This window comes from Rugamonas violacea (assembly GCF_016461825.1).
Lineage (GTDB): Bacteria > Pseudomonadota > Gammaproteobacteria > Burkholderiales > Burkholderiaceae_D > Rugamonas.
In genome coordinates this window covers 100,293-120,854 of record NZ_JAEMNU010000153.1, presented here as the reverse complement: position 1 = coordinate 120,854, position 20,562 = coordinate 100,293, and the positions used below count along the sequence as shown (strand labels likewise).

Annotated in this window: 20 protein-coding genes; 15 read left to right on the top strand and 5 right to left on the bottom strand. The window is 67.1% G+C overall.

The window, feature by feature from the left end; all coding sequences use genetic code 11:
• Nucleotides 1–3 precede the first annotated feature (3 nt).
• The 8 genes from rsmB to H7U20_RS28985 all read left to right on the top strand — a co-directional run bounded on the left by rsmB (nt 4) and on the right by H7U20_RS28985 (nt 8,244).
• The gene (rsmB, locus tag H7U20_RS29020) at nt 4–1,407 is read left to right on the top strand and encodes a 16S rRNA (cytosine(967)-C(5))-methyltransferase RsmB (protein ID WP_199762603.1); all 1,404 of its coding nucleotides are present in this window, start codon (nt 4–6) and stop codon (nt 1,405–1,407) included.
• Entirely contained in the window at nt 1,400–2,026 is a 627-nt protein-coding gene (locus tag H7U20_RS29015; protein ID WP_199762602.1) for a DUF4390 domain-containing protein, read from the top strand. The genes rsmB and H7U20_RS29015 overlap by 8 nt, the downstream gene beginning before the upstream one ends.
• Nucleotides 2,027–4,318: a sensor histidine kinase gene (locus tag H7U20_RS29010; RefSeq protein ID WP_199762601.1), complete on the top strand. Its 2,292-nt coding sequence runs from the start codon at nt 2,027–2,029 to the stop codon at nt 4,316–4,318.
• 57 nt (nt 4,319–4,375) lie between these two features.
• A complete protein-coding gene (locus H7U20_RS29005; RefSeq protein WP_199762600.1) occupies nt 4,376–5,086 on the top strand; it encodes a response regulator in 711 nt (236 codons plus the stop codon).
• Nucleotides 5,083–5,511 (top strand): GTPase, encoded by a 429-nt coding sequence (locus H7U20_RS29000; RefSeq protein ID WP_370593291.1) that lies wholly within the window; start codon nt 5,083–5,085, stop codon nt 5,509–5,511. Before H7U20_RS29005 ends, H7U20_RS29000 begins: the two co-directional genes overlap by 4 nt.
• Before the next feature lie 133 nt (nt 5,512–5,644).
• On the top strand, nt 5,645–5,902 hold the full coding sequence (locus tag H7U20_RS28995; RefSeq protein ID WP_199762599.1) for a BTH_I0359 family protein: 258 nt from the start codon (nt 5,645–5,647) through the stop codon (nt 5,900–5,902).
• Nucleotides 5,903–6,021: 119 nt separating this feature from the next.
• The gene (locus H7U20_RS28990) at nt 6,022–6,801 is read left to right on the top strand and encodes a class II glutamine amidotransferase (protein WP_199762598.1); all 780 of its coding nucleotides are present in this window, start codon (nt 6,022–6,024) and stop codon (nt 6,799–6,801) included.
• Between the two features lie 162 nt (nt 6,802–6,963).
• The gene (locus tag H7U20_RS28985; RefSeq protein WP_199762597.1) at nt 6,964–8,244 is read left to right on the top strand and encodes an EAL and HDOD domain-containing protein; all 1,281 of its coding nucleotides are present in this window, start codon (nt 6,964–6,966) and stop codon (nt 8,242–8,244) included.
• Nucleotides 8,245–8,340: 96 nt separating this feature from the next.
• Here H7U20_RS28985 and H7U20_RS28980 read toward each other — a convergent pair whose 3' ends face one another.
• Nucleotides 8,341–8,718, bottom strand: a complete 378-nt coding sequence (locus H7U20_RS28980; protein WP_199762596.1) for an SPW repeat domain-containing protein — start codon at nt 8,716–8,718, stop codon at nt 8,341–8,343.
• A gap of 230 nt (nt 8,719–8,948) precedes the next feature.
• On the opposite strand from H7U20_RS28980, the gene H7U20_RS28975 reads away from it, so the two are divergent.
• Nucleotides 8,949–9,614 carry a hypothetical protein gene (locus H7U20_RS28975; protein ID WP_199762595.1) on the top strand — a complete coding sequence of 222 codons (666 nt, stop codon included), beginning with the start codon at nt 8,949–8,951 and terminating at the stop codon, nt 9,612–9,614.
• Here H7U20_RS28975 and metH read toward each other — a convergent pair.
• Together metH and H7U20_RS28965 are read right to left on the bottom strand one after the other, a co-directional pair.
• Complete coding sequence (metH, locus tag H7U20_RS28970; protein WP_370593292.1) at nt 9,568–13,341, bottom strand: methionine synthase; 3,774 nt, start codon at nt 13,339–13,341, stop codon at nt 9,568–9,570. The genes H7U20_RS28975 and metH overlap by 47 nt on opposite strands.
• Before the next feature lie 185 nt (nt 13,342–13,526).
• Nucleotides 13,527–14,216 (bottom strand): Crp/Fnr family transcriptional regulator, encoded by a 690-nt coding sequence (locus H7U20_RS28965; protein ID WP_199762593.1) that lies wholly within the window; start codon nt 14,214–14,216, stop codon nt 13,527–13,529.
• Nucleotides 14,217–14,361: 145 nt separating this feature from the next.
• On the opposite strand from H7U20_RS28965, the gene H7U20_RS28960 reads away from it, so the two are divergent.
• The 3 genes from H7U20_RS28960 (at nt 14,362) to H7U20_RS28950 (ending at nt 15,692) form a co-directional block, all read left to right on the top strand.
• Nucleotides 14,362–15,117: a class II aldolase/adducin family protein gene (locus tag H7U20_RS28960; protein ID WP_199762592.1), complete on the top strand. Its 756-nt coding sequence runs from the start codon at nt 14,362–14,364 to the stop codon at nt 15,115–15,117.
• Nucleotides 15,118–15,255: 138 nt separating this feature from the next.
• The gene (locus H7U20_RS28955; protein ID WP_199762591.1) at nt 15,256–15,462 is read left to right on the top strand and encodes a hypothetical protein; all 207 of its coding nucleotides are present in this window, start codon (nt 15,256–15,258) and stop codon (nt 15,460–15,462) included.
• Nucleotides 15,459–15,692 carry a type II toxin-antitoxin system HicA family toxin gene (locus H7U20_RS28950; protein WP_199762590.1) on the top strand — a complete coding sequence of 78 codons (234 nt, stop codon included), beginning with the start codon at nt 15,459–15,461 and terminating at the stop codon, nt 15,690–15,692. Before H7U20_RS28955 ends, H7U20_RS28950 begins: the two co-directional genes overlap by 4 nt.
• Before the next feature lie 51 nt (nt 15,693–15,743).
• On the opposite strand, the gene fmt is transcribed toward H7U20_RS28950, so the two are convergent.
• Together fmt and def are read right to left on the bottom strand one after the other, a co-directional pair.
• Complete coding sequence (gene fmt / locus H7U20_RS28945) at nt 15,744–16,700, bottom strand: methionyl-tRNA formyltransferase (RefSeq protein WP_199762589.1); 957 nt, start codon at nt 16,698–16,700, stop codon at nt 15,744–15,746.
• Nucleotides 16,701–16,784: 84 nt separating this feature from the next.
• The gene (def, locus tag H7U20_RS28940) at nt 16,785–17,327 is read right to left on the bottom strand and encodes a peptide deformylase (protein ID WP_199762588.1); all 543 of its coding nucleotides are present in this window, start codon (nt 17,325–17,327) and stop codon (nt 16,785–16,787) included.
• A gap of 274 nt (nt 17,328–17,601) precedes the next feature.
• Between def and H7U20_RS28935 the strand changes: the two genes are divergently transcribed.
• The 3 genes from H7U20_RS28935 (at nt 17,602) to H7U20_RS28925 (ending at nt 20,411) form a co-directional block, all read left to right on the top strand.
• Nucleotides 17,602–18,699 (top strand): LysM peptidoglycan-binding domain-containing protein, encoded by a 1,098-nt coding sequence (locus H7U20_RS28935; protein ID WP_199762587.1) that lies wholly within the window; start codon nt 17,602–17,604, stop codon nt 18,697–18,699.
• A gap of 8 nt (nt 18,700–18,707) precedes the next feature.
• The gene (dprA, locus tag H7U20_RS28930) at nt 18,708–19,826 is read left to right on the top strand and encodes a DNA-processing protein DprA (protein WP_370593290.1); all 1,119 of its coding nucleotides are present in this window, start codon (nt 18,708–18,710) and stop codon (nt 19,824–19,826) included.
• Nucleotides 19,827–19,946: 120 nt separating this feature from the next.
• The gene (locus H7U20_RS28925; RefSeq protein WP_199762586.1) at nt 19,947–20,411 is read left to right on the top strand and encodes a Smg family protein; all 465 of its coding nucleotides are present in this window, start codon (nt 19,947–19,949) and stop codon (nt 20,409–20,411) included.
• The last annotated feature ends 151 nt before the right edge of the window (nt 20,412–20,562 follow it).

Below are 20,562 nucleotides of genomic sequence, written 5' to 3'. Positions count from 1 at the left end.
AATATGAACAAGCGCCCGACGCTCTCCTTGAAAACCGCCGCTGCGGCCGCCGCGCCCAAGCTGCGCGCCAGCCACGCGCGGGCGCTCAAACCGGCGCCGCAGACCGCTTTCAAGACCGGCCTGAAGGCCGATTCGCTGGCCTTGAGCCTGCTCGGCGCGGCGCAGGCGGTGGCCCAGGTGCGCACCGGCACGGCGCTGCCGCAGGCGCTGGCCACGGTGTTCGCCAAGCACGAGGCGCTGCCGCAGGCGCGCGGCGCGATGCAGGACATCGCCTACCGCTGCATGCGCCAGCTGGGCCAGAGCGAGACCCTGATCGGCCTGCTGGCGCCGAAGGCGCCCGAGCCGCTGGTGGGCGCCCTGCTGGCCTGCGCGCTGGCGCTGATCACCGCGCCCGACGCCGACGCGCCCTACGAGGAGTTCACCGTGGTCGACCAGACCGTGACGGCGGCCGACGCCCACCCGGACACGGCGCGCGCCAAGGGCATGGTCAACGCCGTGCTGCGCCGCTTCCTGCGCGAGCGGCGCGGGCTGCTCGAGACGGCCCTGCAGCAGCCGCTGGCCAAGTGGAACTACCCGCAATGGTGGATCGACGCGGCGCGCGCCGCCTGGCCGCAGCAGTGGCAGCAGATCCTCGCCGCCGGCAACGGCGCGCCGCCGCTGACCCTGCGCGTCAACCCGCGCCGCGGCACGGTCGAGGCCTACCTGGCCCGCCTGGCCGAGGCCGGCATCGGCGCCGACCGCATCGGCCCCCACGCGGTGCGCCTGGCCAAGCCGGTCGGCGTGGCGCTGATCCCCGGCTTCGCCGACGGCCTGGTCTCGGTGCAGGACGCCGGCGCCCAGCTGGCCGCGCCGCTGCTCGACGTGCAAGACGGCATGCGCGTGCTCGACGCCTGCGCCGCGCCCGGCGGCAAGACCTGCCACATCCTCGAACTGGCCGACGCCGCCGTGACGGCGCTCGACGCCGACGCCAAGCGCCTGCAGCGGGTCGGCGAGAACCTCGACCGGCTCGGTTTGAACGCCACGCTGCTGGCGGCCGAGGCGCAATCGGCCGGCTGGTGGGACGGCCAGCAGTTCGACCGCATCCTGGCCGACGTGCCCTGCACCGCCTCGGGCATCGTGCGGCGCCACCCGGATATCCGCTGGTTGCGCCGCAAGGGCGACGCGCTCCAACTTGCAACACTTTCGGCCAAAATTCTCGACAACCTTTGGCAGATGCTGCGGCCGAATGGTAAATTGCTCTTCGTGACATGTTCCTTATGGCCACAGGAATCGGAAGCGCAGGCCGCCGCCTTCGCGCTGCGCAACGGGGCGACCCGCCTCGACGCGCCTGGCCAGCTGCTCCCTGCCGGTGGACCGGAACAGGATCACGATGGGCTGTTCTACGCGCTGTTCCAGAAAAATGCGTAAGCGTTTCGCCTGTCATTTACCGACGCAACCACCGAGTACCGGCCCACACGTGACACGATTTTTTCGACTCCTCGCCTGGCAGCTGCTGATGGTGCTGGCCTGCGCGATGCCGCAGGCGGCGCGCGCGGCCGAAGGCGTGGAGATCAAGCGCGCCTACGTCGAGGCGGCCGAGGAGGGCTACCGGCTGGCGGCGGTCTACGGCTTCGAGCTGAACCACGGCCTGGAGGACGCCATCCAGTTCGGCGTGCAGCTCTACTTCACCACCGAGATCGAATTCACCCGGCCGCGCTGGTACTGGTTCGACGAGAAGGCCATCGTGGCGCGGCAGACCTCGCGCATCTGGTACAACGTGCTGACGCGGCAGTACCACGTGTCGATCATCGGCAGCGTGCAGCAGAGCTTTTCCACCCTCGAGGACGCGCTGTTCCTGATCCGCCGGCCGAGCCGCTGGCTGGTGGCGCCGCGCGGCGCGCTCAAGCCGGGCGAAATCTACAACGTCACCGTGCGCATGGGCATCGACCGCAACTACCTGCCCAAGCCGATCCAGGTCAACGCCTTCAACAACAGTGAATGGCGCCTGGCGTCGGACAAGAAGACCTTCCAGTACAGGGCGGAGTGAGTGAATAAGGCTTTGCGGTACGTGTTCGTCGTGGTCGGCGCGATTGTGAGTATCCTGCTGTTCCTGCTGGCCTCGGCGTCCGATAATTCCGGCCAGTTCGACCGCTACTACTCCTGGCTGCTGGGACTCAACGCGGCGGTCGCCGTGGCGCTGCTGGTCCTGGTCTCGGTGTCGCTGTTCCGCCTGTACCTGCGCTTCAAGAGCGGCAAGTTCGGCTCCAAGCTGATGACCCGGCTGGTGCTGCTGTTCGCCGCCATCGGCGTGCTGCCCGGCCTGGTGATCTTCCTCGTCTCGGTGCAGTTCGTCTCCCATTCGATCGATTCCTGGTTCAACGTGCACATCGAGGAGGCGCTCGAGTCGGGCCTGAACCTGGGCCGCGCCGGCCTCGACACGGCCCTCGCCGAACTCGACACCACCGCGCGGCGCACCGGCCAGCAGCTGGCCGACCAGCCCTTCGGCAGCGAGCCGGCGACCCTGGCGCGCCTGGTCAAGCAGCAGCCCGGCATGCAGAACGCCATGATCGTCGACGCCGACGGCGGCCTGATCGTCAGCGCCCGCGCGCGCCAGAGCGGCAACCTGAGCGCCGACCTGCCGACCGACGCCATGCTGGCGACGGCGAAGAGCGAGACGGCCTACGGCGCCGCCGAGGGCGGCAACGAGCTGCGCGGCGACATGGTCAATCCGCCCGGCGCGCCCGACCTGGTCAACAACCTGCGCCTGCGCGTGCTGCTGGCCATTCCCGACCACGTGCAGCCGAACGGCACCCACCTGGCGCCGCGCTACCTGCAGCTGATCCAGCTGGCGCCGTCCCTGTTGGCCAGCAACGGCGAGACCATCCGCAGCGCCTACAGCGAGTACAAGGAGCGCTTCGTGGCCCGCGTCGGCCTGCGCAAGATGTACATCGAGACGCTGACCCTGACCCTGCTGCTGGCCGTGTTCGGCGCCATCGCCAGCGCCTTCCTGATCGCCAGCGACCTGGCCCAGCCGCTGCTGCTGCTGGCCGAAGGCACGCGCGCGGTGGCCGAGGGCGACCTGTCGCCGCGCCCCATCGTCGCCACCTCGGACGAACTGGGCACGCTGACGCAGTCGTTCAACACCATGACGCGGCAGTTGTCGGACGCGCGCAGCGCCGTCGAGAAGAACCGCGCCGCGCTGCAGAGCGCCAAGGCGCACCTGGAATCGGTGCTGGCGAACATGTCGGCCGGGGTGATGGTGTTCGACGGCGACTTTCATCTGCTCAGCTGCAACGACTCGGTCGAGCCCATTTTGCAACTGGCCGTGCCCAGCCTGATCGGCCGGCGGCTCGAGCAGGTCGACGGCCTGCAGGAGTTCGGCGCCGCCATCGTCGCCGCCTTCTCGGCGCAGAGCGCGCAGTCGGCCGCCGGGCGCGGCGCGCCACGCCAGCACTGGCAGCGCCAGATCGAGCTGCCGCGCCGTCCCGGCGCCGTCGAGGAGCACGAGCTGACCCTGCTGACGCGCGGCTCGCGCCTGCCGGCCGAAAGCGGCAGCAGCTATCTGGTGGTGTTCGATGACATCTCCGACGTCATCTCGGCGCAGCGCTCGATCGCCTGGGGCGAGGTGGCGCGCCGGCTGGCGCACGAGATCAAGAACCCGCTGACGCCGATCCAGCTGTCGGCCGAGCGCCTGCAGATGAAGCTCGAGCACAAGCTCGACGGCGCCGACGCCGCCCTGCTCAACAAGGGCACCGCGACCATCGTCAACCAGGTGGCGTCGATGAAGCGCATGGTCGACGACTTCCGCGACTACGCCAAGACGCCGCCGGCGGTGCTCGGCGCGCTCGACCTGAACGGCCTGATCGACGAGATCCTGCACCTCTACACCAGCGGCGAGGGCGACGACATCATCCACCCGCAACTGGCCGCCGGCCTGCCGCCGGTGATGGGCGACGAGACCCAGTTGCGCCAGGTGATACACAACCTGCTGCAGAACGCCCAGGACGCCATGGCCGAGTTGCCGGCCGGCGCCGCGCAAGCACGCATTGACGTCGTCACCGAAGCCATTCATTATCAGGGCGCGGACGGCGCCACGCGCACCGCGGTGCGCCTGGCCATCGTCGACAACGGCCCTGGCTTCGCGCCGAAAATCCTGGCGCGGGCGTTCGAACCGTATGTCACCTCGAAGGCGCGCGGCACCGGCCTCGGCCTGGCGATGGTGAAAAAAATTATCGACGAACATGGGGGCCGGATCGATATCCAGAACCATGTCGATAGAAGTGGCGTGTCGGTGGTGATTTTGCTGTTAAAGTTAGCACCGGCGACGCAAATTACCTAACGTTTCAATGACAATAAATTCATTGCCGCAACAAGACGGCGAGGAAGGCAGGGATAGATGGCAAACATTCTGGTAGTGGACGATGAAATGGGCATCCGCGAGTTGCTCTCGGAGATTTTGAGCGACGAGGGACATGCGATACAACTGGCCGAGAACGCGCAGCAAGCGCGCGAGGCGCGAGCGGGCGGCGCGCCCGACCTGGTGCTGCTCGATATCTGGATGCCGGATACCGACGGCGTGACCCTGCTCAAGGAGTGGCAACGCGACGGCCTGCTGACCATGCCGGTCATCATGATGTCCGGCCACGCGACGATCGACACGGCCGTCGAGGCGACCCGCATCGGCGCGCTGAACTTCCTCGAGAAGCCGATCGCCCTGCAGAAGCTGCTCAAGGCGGTGCAGCAGGGCCTGACGCGGGCGCAGGAGACGGTGCGGGCGCCGGCGCTGGCGCCGCGTCCCGTGGCGCCGGTGGCGGCCGAGGAGTCGAACGGCTTCGGCGGCCAAGCGACCTTGGTGACGGCCGGTGCGCGCGGCGGCGCCCAGGTGGTGGCCGGCGGCGACAGCCACATGTTCAACCTGTCGTTCGACCTGCCGCTGCGCGAGGCGCGCGACGCCTTCGAGCGCATGTACTTCGAGCACCATCTGGGACGCGAGGGCGGCAGCATGACCCGCGTGGCCGAGAAGACCGGCCTCGAACGCACCCACCTGTATCGCAAGCTCAAGCAACTCGGCGTCGAGCCGGGCAAGCTGGCGAAAAAGAACGCGTGACCCCGGCCGTGCCGGCCAGCCGCGCCGGCGCCGCGCCGGCGCGCCGCGCCGTGCCGACCACCCTGGTACACGGCGGCAACGCCGGCGCGCGCGAGGCGGCCATCGCCGCCTTGCTGCGTGCCGGCGCGGCCGACGCCGTCATCCTCGAAGGTTTGGCCGACGGCGGCGCCGCGCTGGCCGAGGCCGGCAGCTCCGCCGCCGCCGCGCCGTCGCCCTTCCCGCATATCGTGCGCATCGCCCCCGGTTGCCTGTGCTGTAGCGGGAATTTGGTTTTGCGCGTAACATTGAATCGTGTGCTGCGCCTTGCTCCCGCCCAGCTCTACATCAGCCTGGCCAACGCCAGCCATCTCGAACAGCTGCGCCTGTGGCTGTCCGACGCCCCCTACGGCGAGTTGCTTGCCCTACAACCCGACATCGCGGCCTGATACTCGCCGCCTGCCCACAGATCCGCCGGCCGCGGCCGGATAGCGCTCTCGATCTTGAAAATGAGGCCAGCGAGCCCCAAATCGATACCGAATGGCGGAGTGCATGCTCCGTCCCTTGAGAAAAGGATGCACTATGAACCTCATCTACAACAGCGAGCAATACAGCGTGGTCGAGTTCGGCGTCGACCGCGAATTGGAGGCACTGCGTTTCGGCGGCTACGAGATCGTCGACAAGGGCGGCAAGCGGGAAATCTTCATCGCCGGCGAGCTGGCGCAAACCTTCCGCCGCGACGTCAACGAATTGATCGCCGGCGAGCCGACCATGGCGGAGATCGACGAATTCCTCGGCAGCTACGATTCGCTGATGAGCCAACCGGTGCTCTTGCACTAGGCCGGCCCGCGCCACGCCGTCCCGTGGCCAGCGAATGGCCAAGTGGCGGCCGGTGCATGGTAAGGTGCTGCCGTGGGATGCGATTCTGCATCCCGTTTTTTTTCGCAGCCGGAACCACCATGTGCCAACTTCTTGGAATGAACTGCAATGTCCCCACCGACATTGTCTTTAGCTTTACCGGCTTCGCCATGCGCGGCGGCCGCACCGACACCCACCACGACGGTTGGGGCATCGCCTTTTTCGAGGGCGCCGGGGTGCGCCACTTCGTCGACCACCAGGCCGCCATCGCCTCGCCGGTGGCCGAGCTGATCAAGCGCTACCCGATCAAATCGACCAACGTCATCGCCCACATCCGCAAGGCCACCCAGGGCCAGGTGGCGCTGGAGAACTGCCACCCCTTCGTGCGCGAGCTGTGGGGCCGTTACTGGGTGTTCGCCCACAACGGCGACCTGAAGCAGTTCGCGCCGACCCTGGACGGCGCCTTCCGCCCGGTCGGCAGCACCGACAGCGAGTTGGCCTTCTGTTACCTATTGCAGCAGCTGCGCCGCCGCTTCGGCGACCGGCGCCCGGCGCTGGCCGAGTTGCGCGCCGCGCTGGCCGAGCTGGTGGCCGAGATCGCCAGCCACGGCACCTTCAACATGATGCTGTCGAGCGGAGGCGAGTTGTTCGCCCACTGCTCGACCCAGTTGTTCTACCTGGTGCGCCAGCATCCCTTCGTCACGGCCGAGCTGTCCGACGAGGACGTCAGCGTCGATTTTTCCCAGGTCACCACGCCGAACGACCGCGTCGCCATCATCGTCACCCAGCCGCTGACCACCAACGAGCGCTGGACCGCCTTCGCGCCCGGCGAATTGAAGTTGTTTGTCGACGGTGTGCCGCAGGCGGGGCCGACTGACTGATTTGTCCACAATTGTCCAAAACAAGCCCCGAAATTGATGCCAGAACGTTAGTAGAAGGGAATAAATGGAGTAAAGTAGCGCTATTCTCAGCATTGCCAACCCGTGGCTTGTGGTAGCGCTATCGCCGTTATCGCGGTCACTCGAACAGACTGACAGATTTCCATGATTGATATTTCCAGCAACGATATGAGCCTGAAGAGTTTGCGCGTGCGCGAATTTTATCTGGGCCGCCAGCCGATCCTGGATCGGAACCAAGCGCTATTCGGCTACGAGTTGTTATTCCGCAACGCGCCGGTCGGCCCCGCGAATATCAGCAGCGACCTGAGCGCCACCGCCTCGGTGATCGCCCACGCCGCCCAACTGGGCATGGAGAAGGTGATCGGCGACGCGCTCGGCTTCGTCAATGTTGACGCCGACGTCATCATGAGCGACATCTTCAGCTTCCTGCCGCGCGAAAAAGTGGTGCTGGAAGTGGTCGAGACGATGAAGGTGAGCCCGCCGGTGCTGAACCGCATGGCCGAGCTGGTCGGCCACGGCTTCTCGTTCGCGCTCGACGACGTCACCCTCGACACCGGCCACGTGCAGTCGCTGTTGCCGCTGGTCGAATACATCAAGATGGACATGCGCGACATGCCCTTGTCGACCCTGATGAAGTTGGCGCCCCGCTTCAAGCAGGACAACAAGAAGCTGGTGGCCGAGAAGGTCGAAACGCGCGAGGAGTTCAAGAACTGCCTGGACCTGGGCTTCGACTACTTCCAGGGCTATTACTTCGCCAAACCCGTCATCATGAGCGGCAAGAAGCTGTCGCCGTCGCAGCTGGCGGTGATGGAGCTGATGACCCTGGTCACCTCCGAGGCCGACAACCTGGAGATCGAACGCGCCATCAAGAAGGACGTTTCGCTGGCGCTCAACCTGCTGCGACTGGTCAACACGCCGGCCGTCGGCGCGCGCCAGCGCATCGACTCGCTGAGCCAGGCCGTGACCATCCTCGGCCGCCGCCAACTGCAACGCTGGCTGCAGATCATGCTGTACGCCGAACCGGCCAAGCGCGGCCACAGCATGACGCCGCTGCTGATGCTGGCCACCACCCGTGGCCGCCTGCTCGAACTGCTGGCCAACAAGCTGCGGCCGAGCCAGCGCTACGTCGCCGACGTCGCCTTCACGGTCGGCATCATGTCGCTGATGGACACGCTGTTCGGCATTCCGATGTCGGAGATTTTGGCGCAGATTCCCGTCAACGACGAGGTGGCCGACGCGCTGATGTTCCGTGGCGGCTTCTTCGGCGACCTGCTCAAGCTGGCCGAATGCATCGAACGCATCGAGGAACTGGAAGACCACATCGTGCCGACCTTGCGCGACTTGGCCATGTCCACCGACGAGCTGGTCGAACTGGAAATGGCCGCCTTCGAGTGGAGCGACAACGTGGTGCGCTACGCGCTGTAGCCCGCCGCCCAGTCCGCCATAACGCGCAACGGCGCCGCCTTCACGGCGGCGCCGTTGTCGCTTGCGGCGCGGATAGTTAGCCGCCGCAGCGGCCGCTCAGGTGGCGTGGCCGGCGCCGGGCCAGTGCTTGTGCAGGTCGGGGTCGGTGCGCAGTTCCCAGGCGGCCAGCACGGCCACCGCGACGCCGACGATCAAGGTGCCCCACATCAGCGGACGCTGATCGGCCACCTTCAACACCCAGGGCGAAATGGCCACCCAGATCCCCACGAAGAGGTTGAGCACCACCGCCCAGATAAAGGTCTTGTACAGATCGAAGGCGGCCAGCACGGCGATCACCGCGCCGGAGATGAAGGCGTTCCAGGCCTCGGGCGAGGGGATGGGGTAGTTGAAGATCCAGGGTGTGATGAACAAGCACAGGCCGAGCAGCAAGATCAGCTGGTCTTGCCATCGTTTGACGGGTGAAGTAATAGCCATAATGCCTCCTTAACAATGAACAATGCCGATACCGGCGCCGCCGCTGCGTGGACAGGCGGCGGTGTTCAGGGTTAGTCCGGCGCGGGCAAAAAAAGTTCAGCGGGCTGCGCCGACTTGGGTCGGATGGAAAATATATTTCCTGATGGTAAAGTTCCTGAGAAACATTCCGTTACATAAGGATGGCGATCGTTTTTGATCCATGTGTTTTCCTTACTAGTGAAGCTTTATTGATGACCCAATCCATCAAATCTCTGATCGCGCATTGCGTCAACCAGGTGATACGCCAGTACTATCCGGCGCAATACTGTTCCTTATGCCATGTGTACGCCATCGTCGGCGCCAACCTGATCAGCATTGTGCTCGACCGCGTCTACCGGCCGGTGGCCGGGCTGGCGGCGGTCGACTGCGGCGGCGGCCAGCTGATGCGCATGGCCGACAACGCCGCTTTCGCCAATCCGAACGGCGGCGCCTACCATTGCTGGATAGAGTCGGCCGATGTGCACGGCGGCGACGACGTCGAGGTGGTCGACCTGACCTTCCGCCACAACCACACCTACGCCGAGAAGAACCAGTTCACCTGGCAGCGCGCGCTGCCGCCCGACTATCTGTGGGGACCGCGCAGCCGCATCGTGCTCGACGCCAGCCTGGACGCCTTGCCGCCGGTCTTCCCCGAAGGCACCGTCTGGCTGCAGGAGACCGACGAGGGCTGGGCCTGGATGATGGGCCAACTGGCGGCCCACCAGAACGCCTTCGTGGCCTTGACGGCCGAGGCGCTCAAATTGCTGCAGGCCGGCCTGCCGGCCGATTCGGCCCTGCTGCCGGCGGCGCCGGCGGCCAGGTCCGCGGCGCTCAGGACAAGTTCGGCGCCAGCCAGCGCTCCAGCTCCGATTTGCTGACGCCCCGGCGCACGGCCATGTCGTCCAGCTGGTCCAGGCCGATCTTGCCGACCACGAAGTATTTCGACTCGGGGTGGGCGAAGTAGAAGCCCGACACCGCCGCGCCCGGATACATGGCGAACGACTCGGTCAACTGCATGCCGATCTCCTCGGCCTGCAAGACCTTGAACATGTCGGCCTTGACGGTGTGTTCGGGGCAGGCCGGGTAGCCCGGCGCCGGCCGGATGCCGACATATTCCTCGGCGATCATCTCGTCGTTGCTCAGCGTTTCGCCGCTGGCGTAACCCCACAGGTCCTTGCGCACGCGCTCGTGCAGATACTCGGCGAAGGCCTCGGCCAGACGGTCGGCCAGCGACTTGAGCATGATCGACGAGTAATCGTCATGGGCGTCCTCGAAGCGCTTCTCGTACTTCTCGATACCCAGGCCGCTGGTCACGGCGAACATGCCGATGTAGTCCTTCACACCGGAAGCCTTGGGCGCGATGAAGTCGGCCAGGCACTGGTTGGGCCGCTGCACGCCGTCCACCAGCGGCTTGACGCCTTGTTGGCGCAGGCCGTAGTAGGTGAAGGCGACGCTGTCGCGGCTGTCGTCGCTGTAGATCTCGATGTCGTCGTCGTTGACGCTGTTGGCGGGCAGCAGGGCGACCACGCCGTTGGCGCTCAGCCAGCGGCCGTCGATGAGTTTCTTCAGCAGCGCCTGGCCTTCCTCGTAGACCTTGCTGGCGGCCTCGCCGACCACCTCGTCGCTGAGGATGGCGGGGAAGGGCCCGGCCAGATCCCAGGTCTGGAAGAACGGACCCCAGTCGATGTATTGGGCGATGGCGGCCAGGTCGACGTTCTTGAAGACGCGGCGGCCGATGAACTTCGGCTTGCGCGGCGCCAGCCCGCCGTCGAACGGCACCACCATCTTGTTGGCGCGCGCCGCCGCCAGCGACAGGATGGGCAGCGCCTTCTTGTTGGCGTGCTGCTCGCGGATGCGCACGTAGTCCTGCTCGATGTCGTCGATGTACTGGTCGCGGCTCTCCGGCGTCAGCAGCGACTGCGCCACCGACACCGAGCGCGAGGCGTCCGGCACGTAGACCACCGGACCCTCGTAGTTGTGGGCGATCTTCACCGCCGTGTGGGCGCGGCTGGTGGTGGCGCCGCCGATCAGCAGGGGGATCTTCAGCATGCGGAAGTGCGGGTCGCGCTGCATCTCCTTGGCGACGTGGGCCATCTCCTCCAGCGACGGGGTGATCAGGCCGGACAGGCCGATGATGTCGGCGTTCTCCAGCTTGGCGCGGGCCAGGATCTCGGAGCAGGGCACCATCACGCCCATGTTGACCACCTCGAAGTTATTACATTGCAGGACCACCGAGACGATGTTCTTGCCGATGTCGTGGACGTCGCCCTTGACGGTGGCGATGACGATCTTGCCCTTCGGCTTGGCGACGATGCCGGTGCGCTTTTCCTCGGCCAGCTTTTCCTCTTCGATGTAGGGGATCAGGTGGGCCACGGCCTGCTTCATCACGCGGGCCGATTTGACCACCTGCGGCAGGAACATCTTGCCCTGGCCGAACAGGTCGCCGACCACGTTCATGCCGTCCATCAGCGGGCCTTCGATGACGTGGATCGGCCGGCCCTTGGCGGCCAGCACCTGCTGGCGCATCTCCTCGGTGTCTTCGACGATCCATTGGGTGATGCCGTGCACCAGCGCGTGCGACAGGCGCTTCTCCACCGTGCCGTTGCGCCATTCCAGATTCTGCGCGTCCTGCTTGCCGGCGCCGGCCTTCAAGGTGCCGGCGATGTCGATCATGCGTTCGGTGGCGTCGTCGCGGCGGTTCAGCACCACGTCCTCGACGCGCTCGCGCAGCTCGGCCGGAATGTCGTCGTAGACGCCCATCATGCCGGCGTTGACGATGCCCATGGTCATGCCGGCCTTGATGGCGTGGTACAGGAACACGGTGTGGATCGCCTCGCGCGCCGGGTCGTTGCCGCGGAAGCTGAACGAGACGTTGGAGACGCCGCCGGAGATCTTGGCGTAGGGCAGATTGTCCTTGATCCAGCGGGTCGCGTTGATGAAGTCGACCGCGTAGTTGTTGTGCTCTTCGATGCCGGTGGCGATGGCGAAGATGTTCGGGTCGAAGATGATGTCCTCGGGCGGGAAGTCGACCTGCTCGGTCAGCACCTTGTAGGCGCGCGCGCAGATCTCGGTCTTGCGCTCGAAGGTGTCGGCCTGGCCCTTCTCGTCGAAGGCCATGACGATGACGGCGGCGCCGTAGCGGCGGCACAGGCGGGCCTGGCGCAGGAACTCCTCCTCGCCCTCCTTCATCGAGATCGAGTTGACGATGGCCTTGCCCTGCACGCATTTCAGGCCGGCCTCGATCACCGTCCACTTCGACGAGTCGATCATGATCGGCACGCGCGAGATGTCCGGCTCGGAGGCGATCAGGTTGAGGAAGCGGGTCATCGCCGCCTGCGAGTCGAGCATCGCCTCGTCCATGTTGATGTCGATCACCTGGGCGCCGTTCTCCACCTGCTGGCGCGCCACGCTGAGCGCCTCGTCGTACTGCTCGTTGAGGATCATGCGGGCGAAGGCCTTCGAGCCGGTGACGTTGGTGCGCTCGCCGACGTTGACGAACAGCGAGCTCTCGTCGATGGTGAAGGGCTCCAGGCCGGACAGGCGCTGCGCCACCGGAATGGCCGGCACGGCGCGCGGCGGCGTGGTCGACAGCAGCTGCGCGATGGCGCCGATGTGGTCGGGCGTGGTGCCGCAGCAGCCGCCGGCCATGTTGATGAAGCCGGCGTCGGCGAACTCGCGCAGCAGCGCCGAGGTGTCGGCCGGCAGCTCGTCGAAGCCGGTGTCGCTCATCGGGTTGGGCAGGCCGGCGTTGGGGTAGATGCAGACGAAGGTGTCGGCGATCTGCGACAGCTCCTCGGCGTAGGGCCGCATCAGGGCGGCGCCCAGCGCGCAATTGAGGCCGATGGTCAGCGGCTTGGCGTGGCGCACCGAGTTCCAGAAGGCCGGCACGGTCTGGCCGGAGAGGATGCGGCCGGAGGCGTCGGTGACGGTGCCCGAGATCATCAAGGGCAGGCGCGGCGTGGCCGGGTGCTCGGTGAAGTACAGGTCGATGGCGAACAGCGCCGCCTTGCAGTTCAGGGTGTCGAAGATGGTCTCGACCAGCAGCACGTCGGAGCCGCCCTCGACCAGGCCTTGCACCTGCTGGTGGTAGGCGGCGACCAGTTGGTCGAAGGTGACGTTGCGCGCCGCCGGGTCGTTGACGTCGGGCGAGATGGAGGCGGTCTTCGGCGTCGGGCCGAGCGCGCCGGCGACGAAGCGCGGCTTGTCGGCGCTGCTGTACTTGTCGCAGGCGGCGCGCGCCAGCTTGGCGGCGGCGACGTTCATCTCGTAGGCCAGGTGGCCCATGTGGTAGTCGTCCTGGGCGATGGTGGTGGCGCCGAAGGTGTTGGTTTCGATCAGGTCGGCGCCGGCCGCCAGGTAGCGCTCGTGGATCTCCTGGATGATGTGCGGCTGGGTCAGGGTCAGCAGCTCGTTGTTGCCCTTGACGAAGAGCTCGCGCGCGCCGCTGCCGGCCGGCGCGGCGAAGTCGATGAAGCGGCCCTCGGCGCCGCCGCGATAGGCCACCTCGTCGAGTTTGTATTGCTGAATAATCGTGCCCATGGCGCCGTCGAGGATCATGATGCGGCGCGCCAGGATCTCGCGCAACTGGGCATCGGTCTTGGACATGGCGGAAGGGGACGCTGTGTTATTCATTTGATACTTTCTTTGGGCGGAGGGGCAGGCGCGCCCATGTGGCAGGCGGCGGTCTAAAATTATACGGCATCGCGCCATATGCTTCAGGCCGGCGCTGCATTCCAGCAACAGGCGGCGCGCCAGGCGCCCAACGCCGGGCGCCCTTGCCGATGGCCTTGTTAGCTGTCGCGCAGCGCGGCCAGGCGGGGCGCCGACAGCACGTCGATATAGCCGTAGCCGAGCGCGATCAGGCCCTCGGCGGCCAGCCACTTCAATTCCTTCGACAGCGTTTGCCGGGTCAGCCCCAGCATCATCGCCAGCGACTCCTGCGACACCGGCACGCGGGCGCGCGGCAGCGGCGACATGGTGGCGTCGCCGCGCGCCAGCAGCAGCAGGCGGCGGGCGACGCGGGCGCGGCTTGAGCGCAGGGTGACATCCTCGACGATGCCGTACAGCAGACGGATGCGCGCCGCCAGCATCGCCGCGATGGCCTGGGCGAAGACGCGGCGGCGCATCAACGCGTCGAAGGCGGCGCGCGGCAGCAGCAGCACCTCGGCCGCGCCCAGCGCGGTGGCGTCGTGGGTGCGCGGCTGGCCGTCGATCAGCGAGATCTCGCCGAACCAGTTGCCCGCTTCGAGCACCACCAGGATGGCCTCCTTGCCGTCCTCGCTGAGCGACGACATCTTCAGCGCGCCCGCCACCAGCGCGTAGAAGCCGCCGGCCGCGTCGCCCTGGCGGAACAGCATCTCGCCCGGCCGCAGGCGCTGGCGCTCGGCGCCGGCCAGCATGCGTTTGCGCTCGGCCAGCGGCAACGCGGCGAACCACGGGTTGGCCGACAGCGGCACGAGCAATTCCAGGTTCGAGGCCATTTTGGCGAAATGTAAAAAATTTGACAGTTGCCAGTATAAGCCCGGAGTAAGGTGGTGGCTCGGCGGATCGGGCCCGGCCCGATTCGCCGCACAGCCGGCGCAACGCACGCCGCTCCCATCATCCACAATCCACGGAGACAAGCACATGGAAATCCCCTCGGTACGACACCTGGTCAGCGACGCCGAATGGCAGTTGCGCGTCGAGCTGGCCGCCTGCTACCGCCTGGCCGCCGCCTACGGCTGGAGCGACCTGGTGTTCACCCACATCAGCGCGCGCATCCCCGGCCCCGAGCACCACTTCCTGATCAACCCCTACGGCCTGATGTTCGAGGAAATCACCGCCTCGTCGCTGGTCAAGGTCGACCAGCAGTGCAACAAGCTGCTCGACTCGCCGTTTCCGGTCAATCCGGCCGGCTTCGTCATCCACAGCGCGGTGCACGAGGTGCGCGACGACGCCGGCTGCGTCATCCACACCCACACCCGCGCCGGCGTGGCGCTCAGCGCGCAGCAGGGCGGCGTGCTGCCGATCTCGCAGCAGTCGACCTTTGTGCTGGCCTCCCTGGCCTACCACGGCTACGAGGGCGTCGCCTTCCGCGACGAGGAAAAGCCGCGGCTGCAGGCCGACCTGGGCCGCGCCAACTTCCTGGTGCTGCGCAACCATGGGCTGCTGGTGGTGGGTAACACGGTGGCCGACGCCTTCCTGGCCATGTACACCTTCGAGAGCACCTGCCAGATCCAGTTGGCGGCGCAGGCCGGCGGCCCGCTGACGATGGTGGCGCCGCAGATCGTGCAGGGCGTGGCGGAGGCGATGCGGGTGCAGACCGGCGGCATGGGCGGCGCCTTCGTCTGGCCGGCGCTGGTGCGCAAGCTCGACCGCATGGACCCGGGCTACAAAACCTGAGGCGCGCGCGAGGGGAATTCCGCTTGCTCTAAAGGGTGCCAACAGCTACAGCGTGATCATCCTCGGCCTTGGCCGTGAGCGTATGATGTCTCAACACGTCAAAACACAGCGCCATCGGATGAGGGAGCCCCCCCCCCCATGAATGAAATACTTTTTCTCGTTGAAGAGGCCCATGAGGGCGGCTTTCTGGCGCGCGCCATGGGGCAGTCGATTTACACGGAGGCGGACGATCTTGCATCTTTGCGCCGAGAGATCCGCGACGCCGTGCGTTGTCATTTCGATGAGGGAGCGGGGCCGAAACTGATCCGTTTGCACTTCATCCGTGAAGAAGTCATGGCAGCATGAAATTGCCGCGCGGATTGTCCGCAGCGGAGCTTATTGCTGCACCGGGCAAACTTGGCTATGCGAAAGTGCGGCAAACGGCAAGTCATGTTCGCCTGCGGACTTCAGTCGCGGGCGAACATCACTTGACCGTGCCATTGCATGATCCCGTGAGAGTGGGAACGTTGTCGGCAATTCTTAACGATGTCGCCCAGCATCACGCATTGGGAGGAGTTGCTGCTAAAACTGTTTGACGGCCATTGACCGGATGGCCGGAGGCGGGGGCGCGGCGGGCGCGCCCCGGCTTAGGCGAAGCTCAGACCTTCGAGCGGGAAGCCCTTGATGAACTCGGCCGCCGGCAGGCGCTTGCCGCCCGGCTTTTGCAGCTCGGTCAGGCGCAGCGAGCCGGCGCCGCAGGCGACGACGATGCCGTGCTGGGCGTCGGCGGCCAGCACCTGGCCGGGCTCGAAGCTGCTGTCGGCCTCGATCGCCTCGGCCGTCCAGATCTTGACGACGACGCCGTTGACCAGCGCGTGGGCGCCGGGGAAGGGGTTGAAGGCGCGGATCTTCAGGCCGACCTCCAGCGCCGGCAGGTTGAAGTCGAGCGCCGCCTCCTCCTTGCTGATCTTGGCGGCGTAGGTGACGCCGGACTCGGGCTGGGGCACGGCCTCCAGCTTGCCCTGCTCCATCTTGCGCAGCGCCTGGACGATCATCTTCGCGCCCAGCGCGGCCAGGGTGTCGTGCAGCATGCCGGTGTTGTCGTGCGGGCCGATGACCACGCGCTCCATCAGCAGCATCGGGCCGGTGTCCAGGCCTTCCTCCATCCGCATGATGGTGACGCCGGTCTCGTCGTCGCCGGCCTCGATGGCGCGGTGGATCGGCGCGGCGCCGCGCCAGCGCGGCAGCAGCGAGCCGTGGATGTTCAGGCAGGGCTTGATGTCCAGGGTGGCGCGCGGCAGGATCAGGCCGTAGGCGGCCACCACCATCACGTCGTAGTCGGTGGCCAGCAGGCGCTCGTGGGCGGCCCGGGCCTCGGCGGCGCGCTGCGGGTCCTTGCTGTCCATGCGCAGCGACAGCGGCTGCAGCACCTCGATGCCCTGGCCGAGGGCGAACTGCTTGACCGCCGAGGGCTGCAGATGCAGGCCTCGGCCGGCCGGGCGGTCGGGCTGGGTCAGCACCAGCGGGATCTCGAAGCCGGCCGCATGCAGGGAGCGCAGGGCGACGGCGGCAAATTCCGGCGTGCCGGCGAAGATGACTTTCATTGTGGTTCCTTTGGGTTGCACTGCGCCGGCGCCGACCGCGCGCGCCGGCCGGCCGCTCGCGCGGCCGTTCGAATCAGCTACCGCTCAGAAACGCCGGCCCTGGGCGCGCAGCATCGCTTCGCGTTCCAGGCCGCGCTCTTCCTTCAGCATCTTGGTCTTGATGCGGTTGCGCTTGAGCGGCGACAGGTACTCGACAAACACCTTGCCCAGCAGGTGGTCCATCTCGTGCTGGATGCAGACGGCCAGCAGGCCGTCGGCTTCGACTTCGAAGGGCTGGCCCTTGACGTCGAACGCGCGCACCTTGACGCGGGCGTGGCGTTCGACGCCGTCGTAGACGCCGGGCACCGACAGGCAACCTTCATCATAGACCTCCATCTCGTCGCTGGCCCAAATGATTTCGGGGTTGATGTAGGTGACCAGGGCGTCCTTGGTCTCGGACACGTCGATGATGAGCAGTTGTTCGTGCACGTCGACCTGCGAGGCGGCCAGGCCGACGCCGGGGGCGTCGTACATGGTCTCGGCCATGTCGGCGACGAGTTTTTCCAGGGCCGCGTCGAAGACGGTGACGGGTTTGGCGATCTTGTGCAGGCGCGGATCGGGGTAGCGGAGAATATTGAGTATCGACATACGTATTTGCTGGTAATGGATAGGAATGGGTTGAAGCGGTGTGCGCTGCCGTCCCTGTGCACAATGCGGGCGCCGCGCCGTGTGCCGCAGCGCGTTTCGCTTGCTAGTTCAGGGTTTTATGGGCAGAATTTGATTCAGTTCGGCAAGCCTTATCATCCACGGAATCGATAGGGTAGCGTGTTCATGCCGTCTCTTGCGCTGTGGCGGGCGGGGCGTTGCGGCCCGACCGTCGGGCGTTCGGCCTGCCGTCGTGCGGCACCTAACGGACATATTAATGAAAAATTTTAGCACAGTCGGTGCCCGCCTAGTGATTGCGCCCCTGTTTTGCTTGGCGGCGGGCGGCGCGGCGCAGGCGCTGGAGTGCCGCTTCCGCGCCGACGCGCCGGACCAGCACACGGTGCTGGCGGGCGACACGCTGTGGGGCATCGCCGGCAAGTTCCTCGACCAGCCCTGGTGCTGGCCGCAGGTGTGGGGCATGAACCGCGAGCAGATCCGCGACCCGCACTGGATCTATCCGGGCCAGCTGGTCTACCTGGACCGCGCCAGCGGCCAACTGCGGCTGGGCCGCCGGCTCGGCGCCGGCGCGCCGGGCGAGCCGGGCCCGCTGCGCCTGTCGCCGCAACTGCGCATGGAGGGCCTGGGCCAGGACGCCGTGCAGTCGATTCCGTCCGGCGTCATCGAACCTTTCCTGACCCAGCCGCTGATCGTCGAGGGCGACGAGCTGGCCGCCGCGCCGCGCGTCATCGCCACGCAGGAGGGCCACGTGTTCATCGGCAAGGACGACAAGGCCTATGTGCGCGGCGACTTGAAGGGCGGCACCTCGTTCCAGGTGTTCCGTCCCGGCAAGCCGCTGAAGGACCCGATGACCCAGGCGGTGATCGGCACCGAGGCCTTCTATCTGGGCACGCTGAAGCTGCGCCAGGAGGCGCGGCCGGGCAGCGACGTGCACACCTTCGTGGTCGCCAGCGCCAAGGAGGAGATGGGCGTGGGCGACCAGCTGATGGCGGCGCCGCCGACGCCGATGCAGAACTACGTGCCGCATCCGCCCCAGCAGAGGGTGGTGGCGCGGGTGGTGGCGGTGTACGGCGGCGTCACCCACGCCGGGCAGAATCAGGTCATCAGCATCAATCGTGGAAAGCTTGACGGGCTCGATATCGGCGCCGTGCTGCAGCTGTACCATGCGGGGAAGACGGTGGTCGATCCGGGCGCCAGCAAAGGCTGGCACGGCATGGGCAAGCCGCAGGTCAAACTGCCGGACGAGGAAGTGGGCAGTTTGTTCATTTTCCGCGTGTTCAAGCAGATCTCATACGGCCTGATCATGCAGGTGACCGAGCCGGTCGAAGTGGGCGACGTCGCGCAATCACCGGAGTAGGCGCCACCGTGGCAGACACGGCACCCCCCATCGAAAGCCGGCCGGCGCCGCTGTCGGCCGCCCTGCGCGACTGGCTACGGCTGGAGCGCGTGCCGGGCATCGGCCTGTTGTCGGCCCGGCGCCTGCTCGATCAGTTCGGCACGCCCGGCGCGATCTTCCGGGCGCCGCCTGAGCGCCTGCGCCAACTGTTGCGGCCGGCGCAGGCCACGGCGCTGGCCCGCGCCCTGTTGCCGGACGCGGCGTTCGACGCGCACTGCGACACCATCGCGGCCTGGCTGCGCACGCCGGGCCGCCATCTGCTGGCGCTGGACGACCCGGCCTATCCCGCCGGCCTGCGCCAGATCGCCGACCCGCCCCTGCTGCTGTACGCGCTGGGCCGGCCGGCCTTGCTGGCCGGCCCGGCGCTGGCGGTGGTCGGCAGCCGCAACGCCAGCGCCCAGGGGCTGCTCAACGCCGAGCGCTTCGCCGAGGCGCTGTCGCACGCCGGCCTGACCATCGTCTCCGGGCTGGCGCTGGGCATCGACGCGGCGGCCCACCGGGGCGGCCTGCGCGGCGCCGGCGCCACCGTCGCGGTGGTCGGCACCGGCGCCGACCGCATCTATCCGGCCCGCAACGCCGCGCTGGCGCGGCAGATCGCCGAACAGGGCTGCATCGTCAGCGAGTATCCGCTGGGCACCCCGCCACGGCCGGAGAACTTCCCCAAGCGCAACCGCCTGATCAGTGGCCTGGCGCGCGGCGTGCTGGTGGTCGAGGCGGCGGCCGGCTCCGGCTCGCTGATCACCGCCAAGCTGGCGCTCGACCAGGGGCGCGAGGTGTACGCCATCCCCGGCTCGATCCACTCGGTGCTGAGCAAGGGCTGCCACGCCCTGCTGCGCGAGGGCGCCACCCTGGTCGAGTCGGCCGACGACATCCTCGGCCAGCTGGGCGGCGCCGCGCCGCTGCCGCCGGACGCGCGCTTCGTCGACGCGTTGCTCGACGCCATCGGCTACGACCCGGTGACGGCCGACGCGCTGGCCGGCCGCCTCGGCGTCGGCGTGGCCGAGCTGCACGGCCAGTTGCTGGCGTTGGAACTGGCCGGCCTGCTCGAACGTTTGCCGGGCGGCATCTTCCAGCGCGTGCCGGGCTGAACCATGCGAAACGCAAGCCGCATGAAAATGCGACAAGCTTGAAATAAATGCATGTTTTTCACCCCGTCCCGCAGTGTGCCGGGCTTGTGCCGGCGCGCTTTTAACTGATAGAGTAGAGCCATGTTCGACATCCTTGTTTATCTCTACGAGACGTATTACCGTCCCGATGCCTGCCCGGAACCGGCCGCATTGGCCAGGAAACTGTCGGCCGTCGGTTTTGACGATGTGGAGATCTCCGAGGCGCTGGTCTGGCTGACCGACCTGACCGCCATGGCCGGCGTCGAGCAGACGCTGACGGCGGCCTCCACCGGCACCCGCTACTACGTCGAGGAGGAGCAGGACGTGCTCGGCACGGCGGCGATCGGCTTCATCCAGTTCCTCGAAAGCGCCAAGGTGTTGTCGCCGCTGCAACGCGAGATCGTCATCGAGCGGGCCCTGGCGCTCGACGAGGCGCCCGTCACGCTGGGCAAGCTGAAGGTGATCGTGCTGATGCTGCTGTGGAGCCAGGGCAAGGAGCCGGACGCGCTGATGTTCGACGACCTGTTCGGCTCGGACGAGGAGCAGGCGCCGCGCCTGCTGCATTAGCGGCACTGCCCACCCGGCGCCGGCGGCGCCGCCCCCCACCCGGACGCGGCGACGGCGCCGTCGCGCAGTTCACTTGCAGATTCCCCGGCAAGCCGCTTATCATTGGCGCTTTGACAAGAATGTGTCATTGTTCGGGAAACGCAAAAATTCA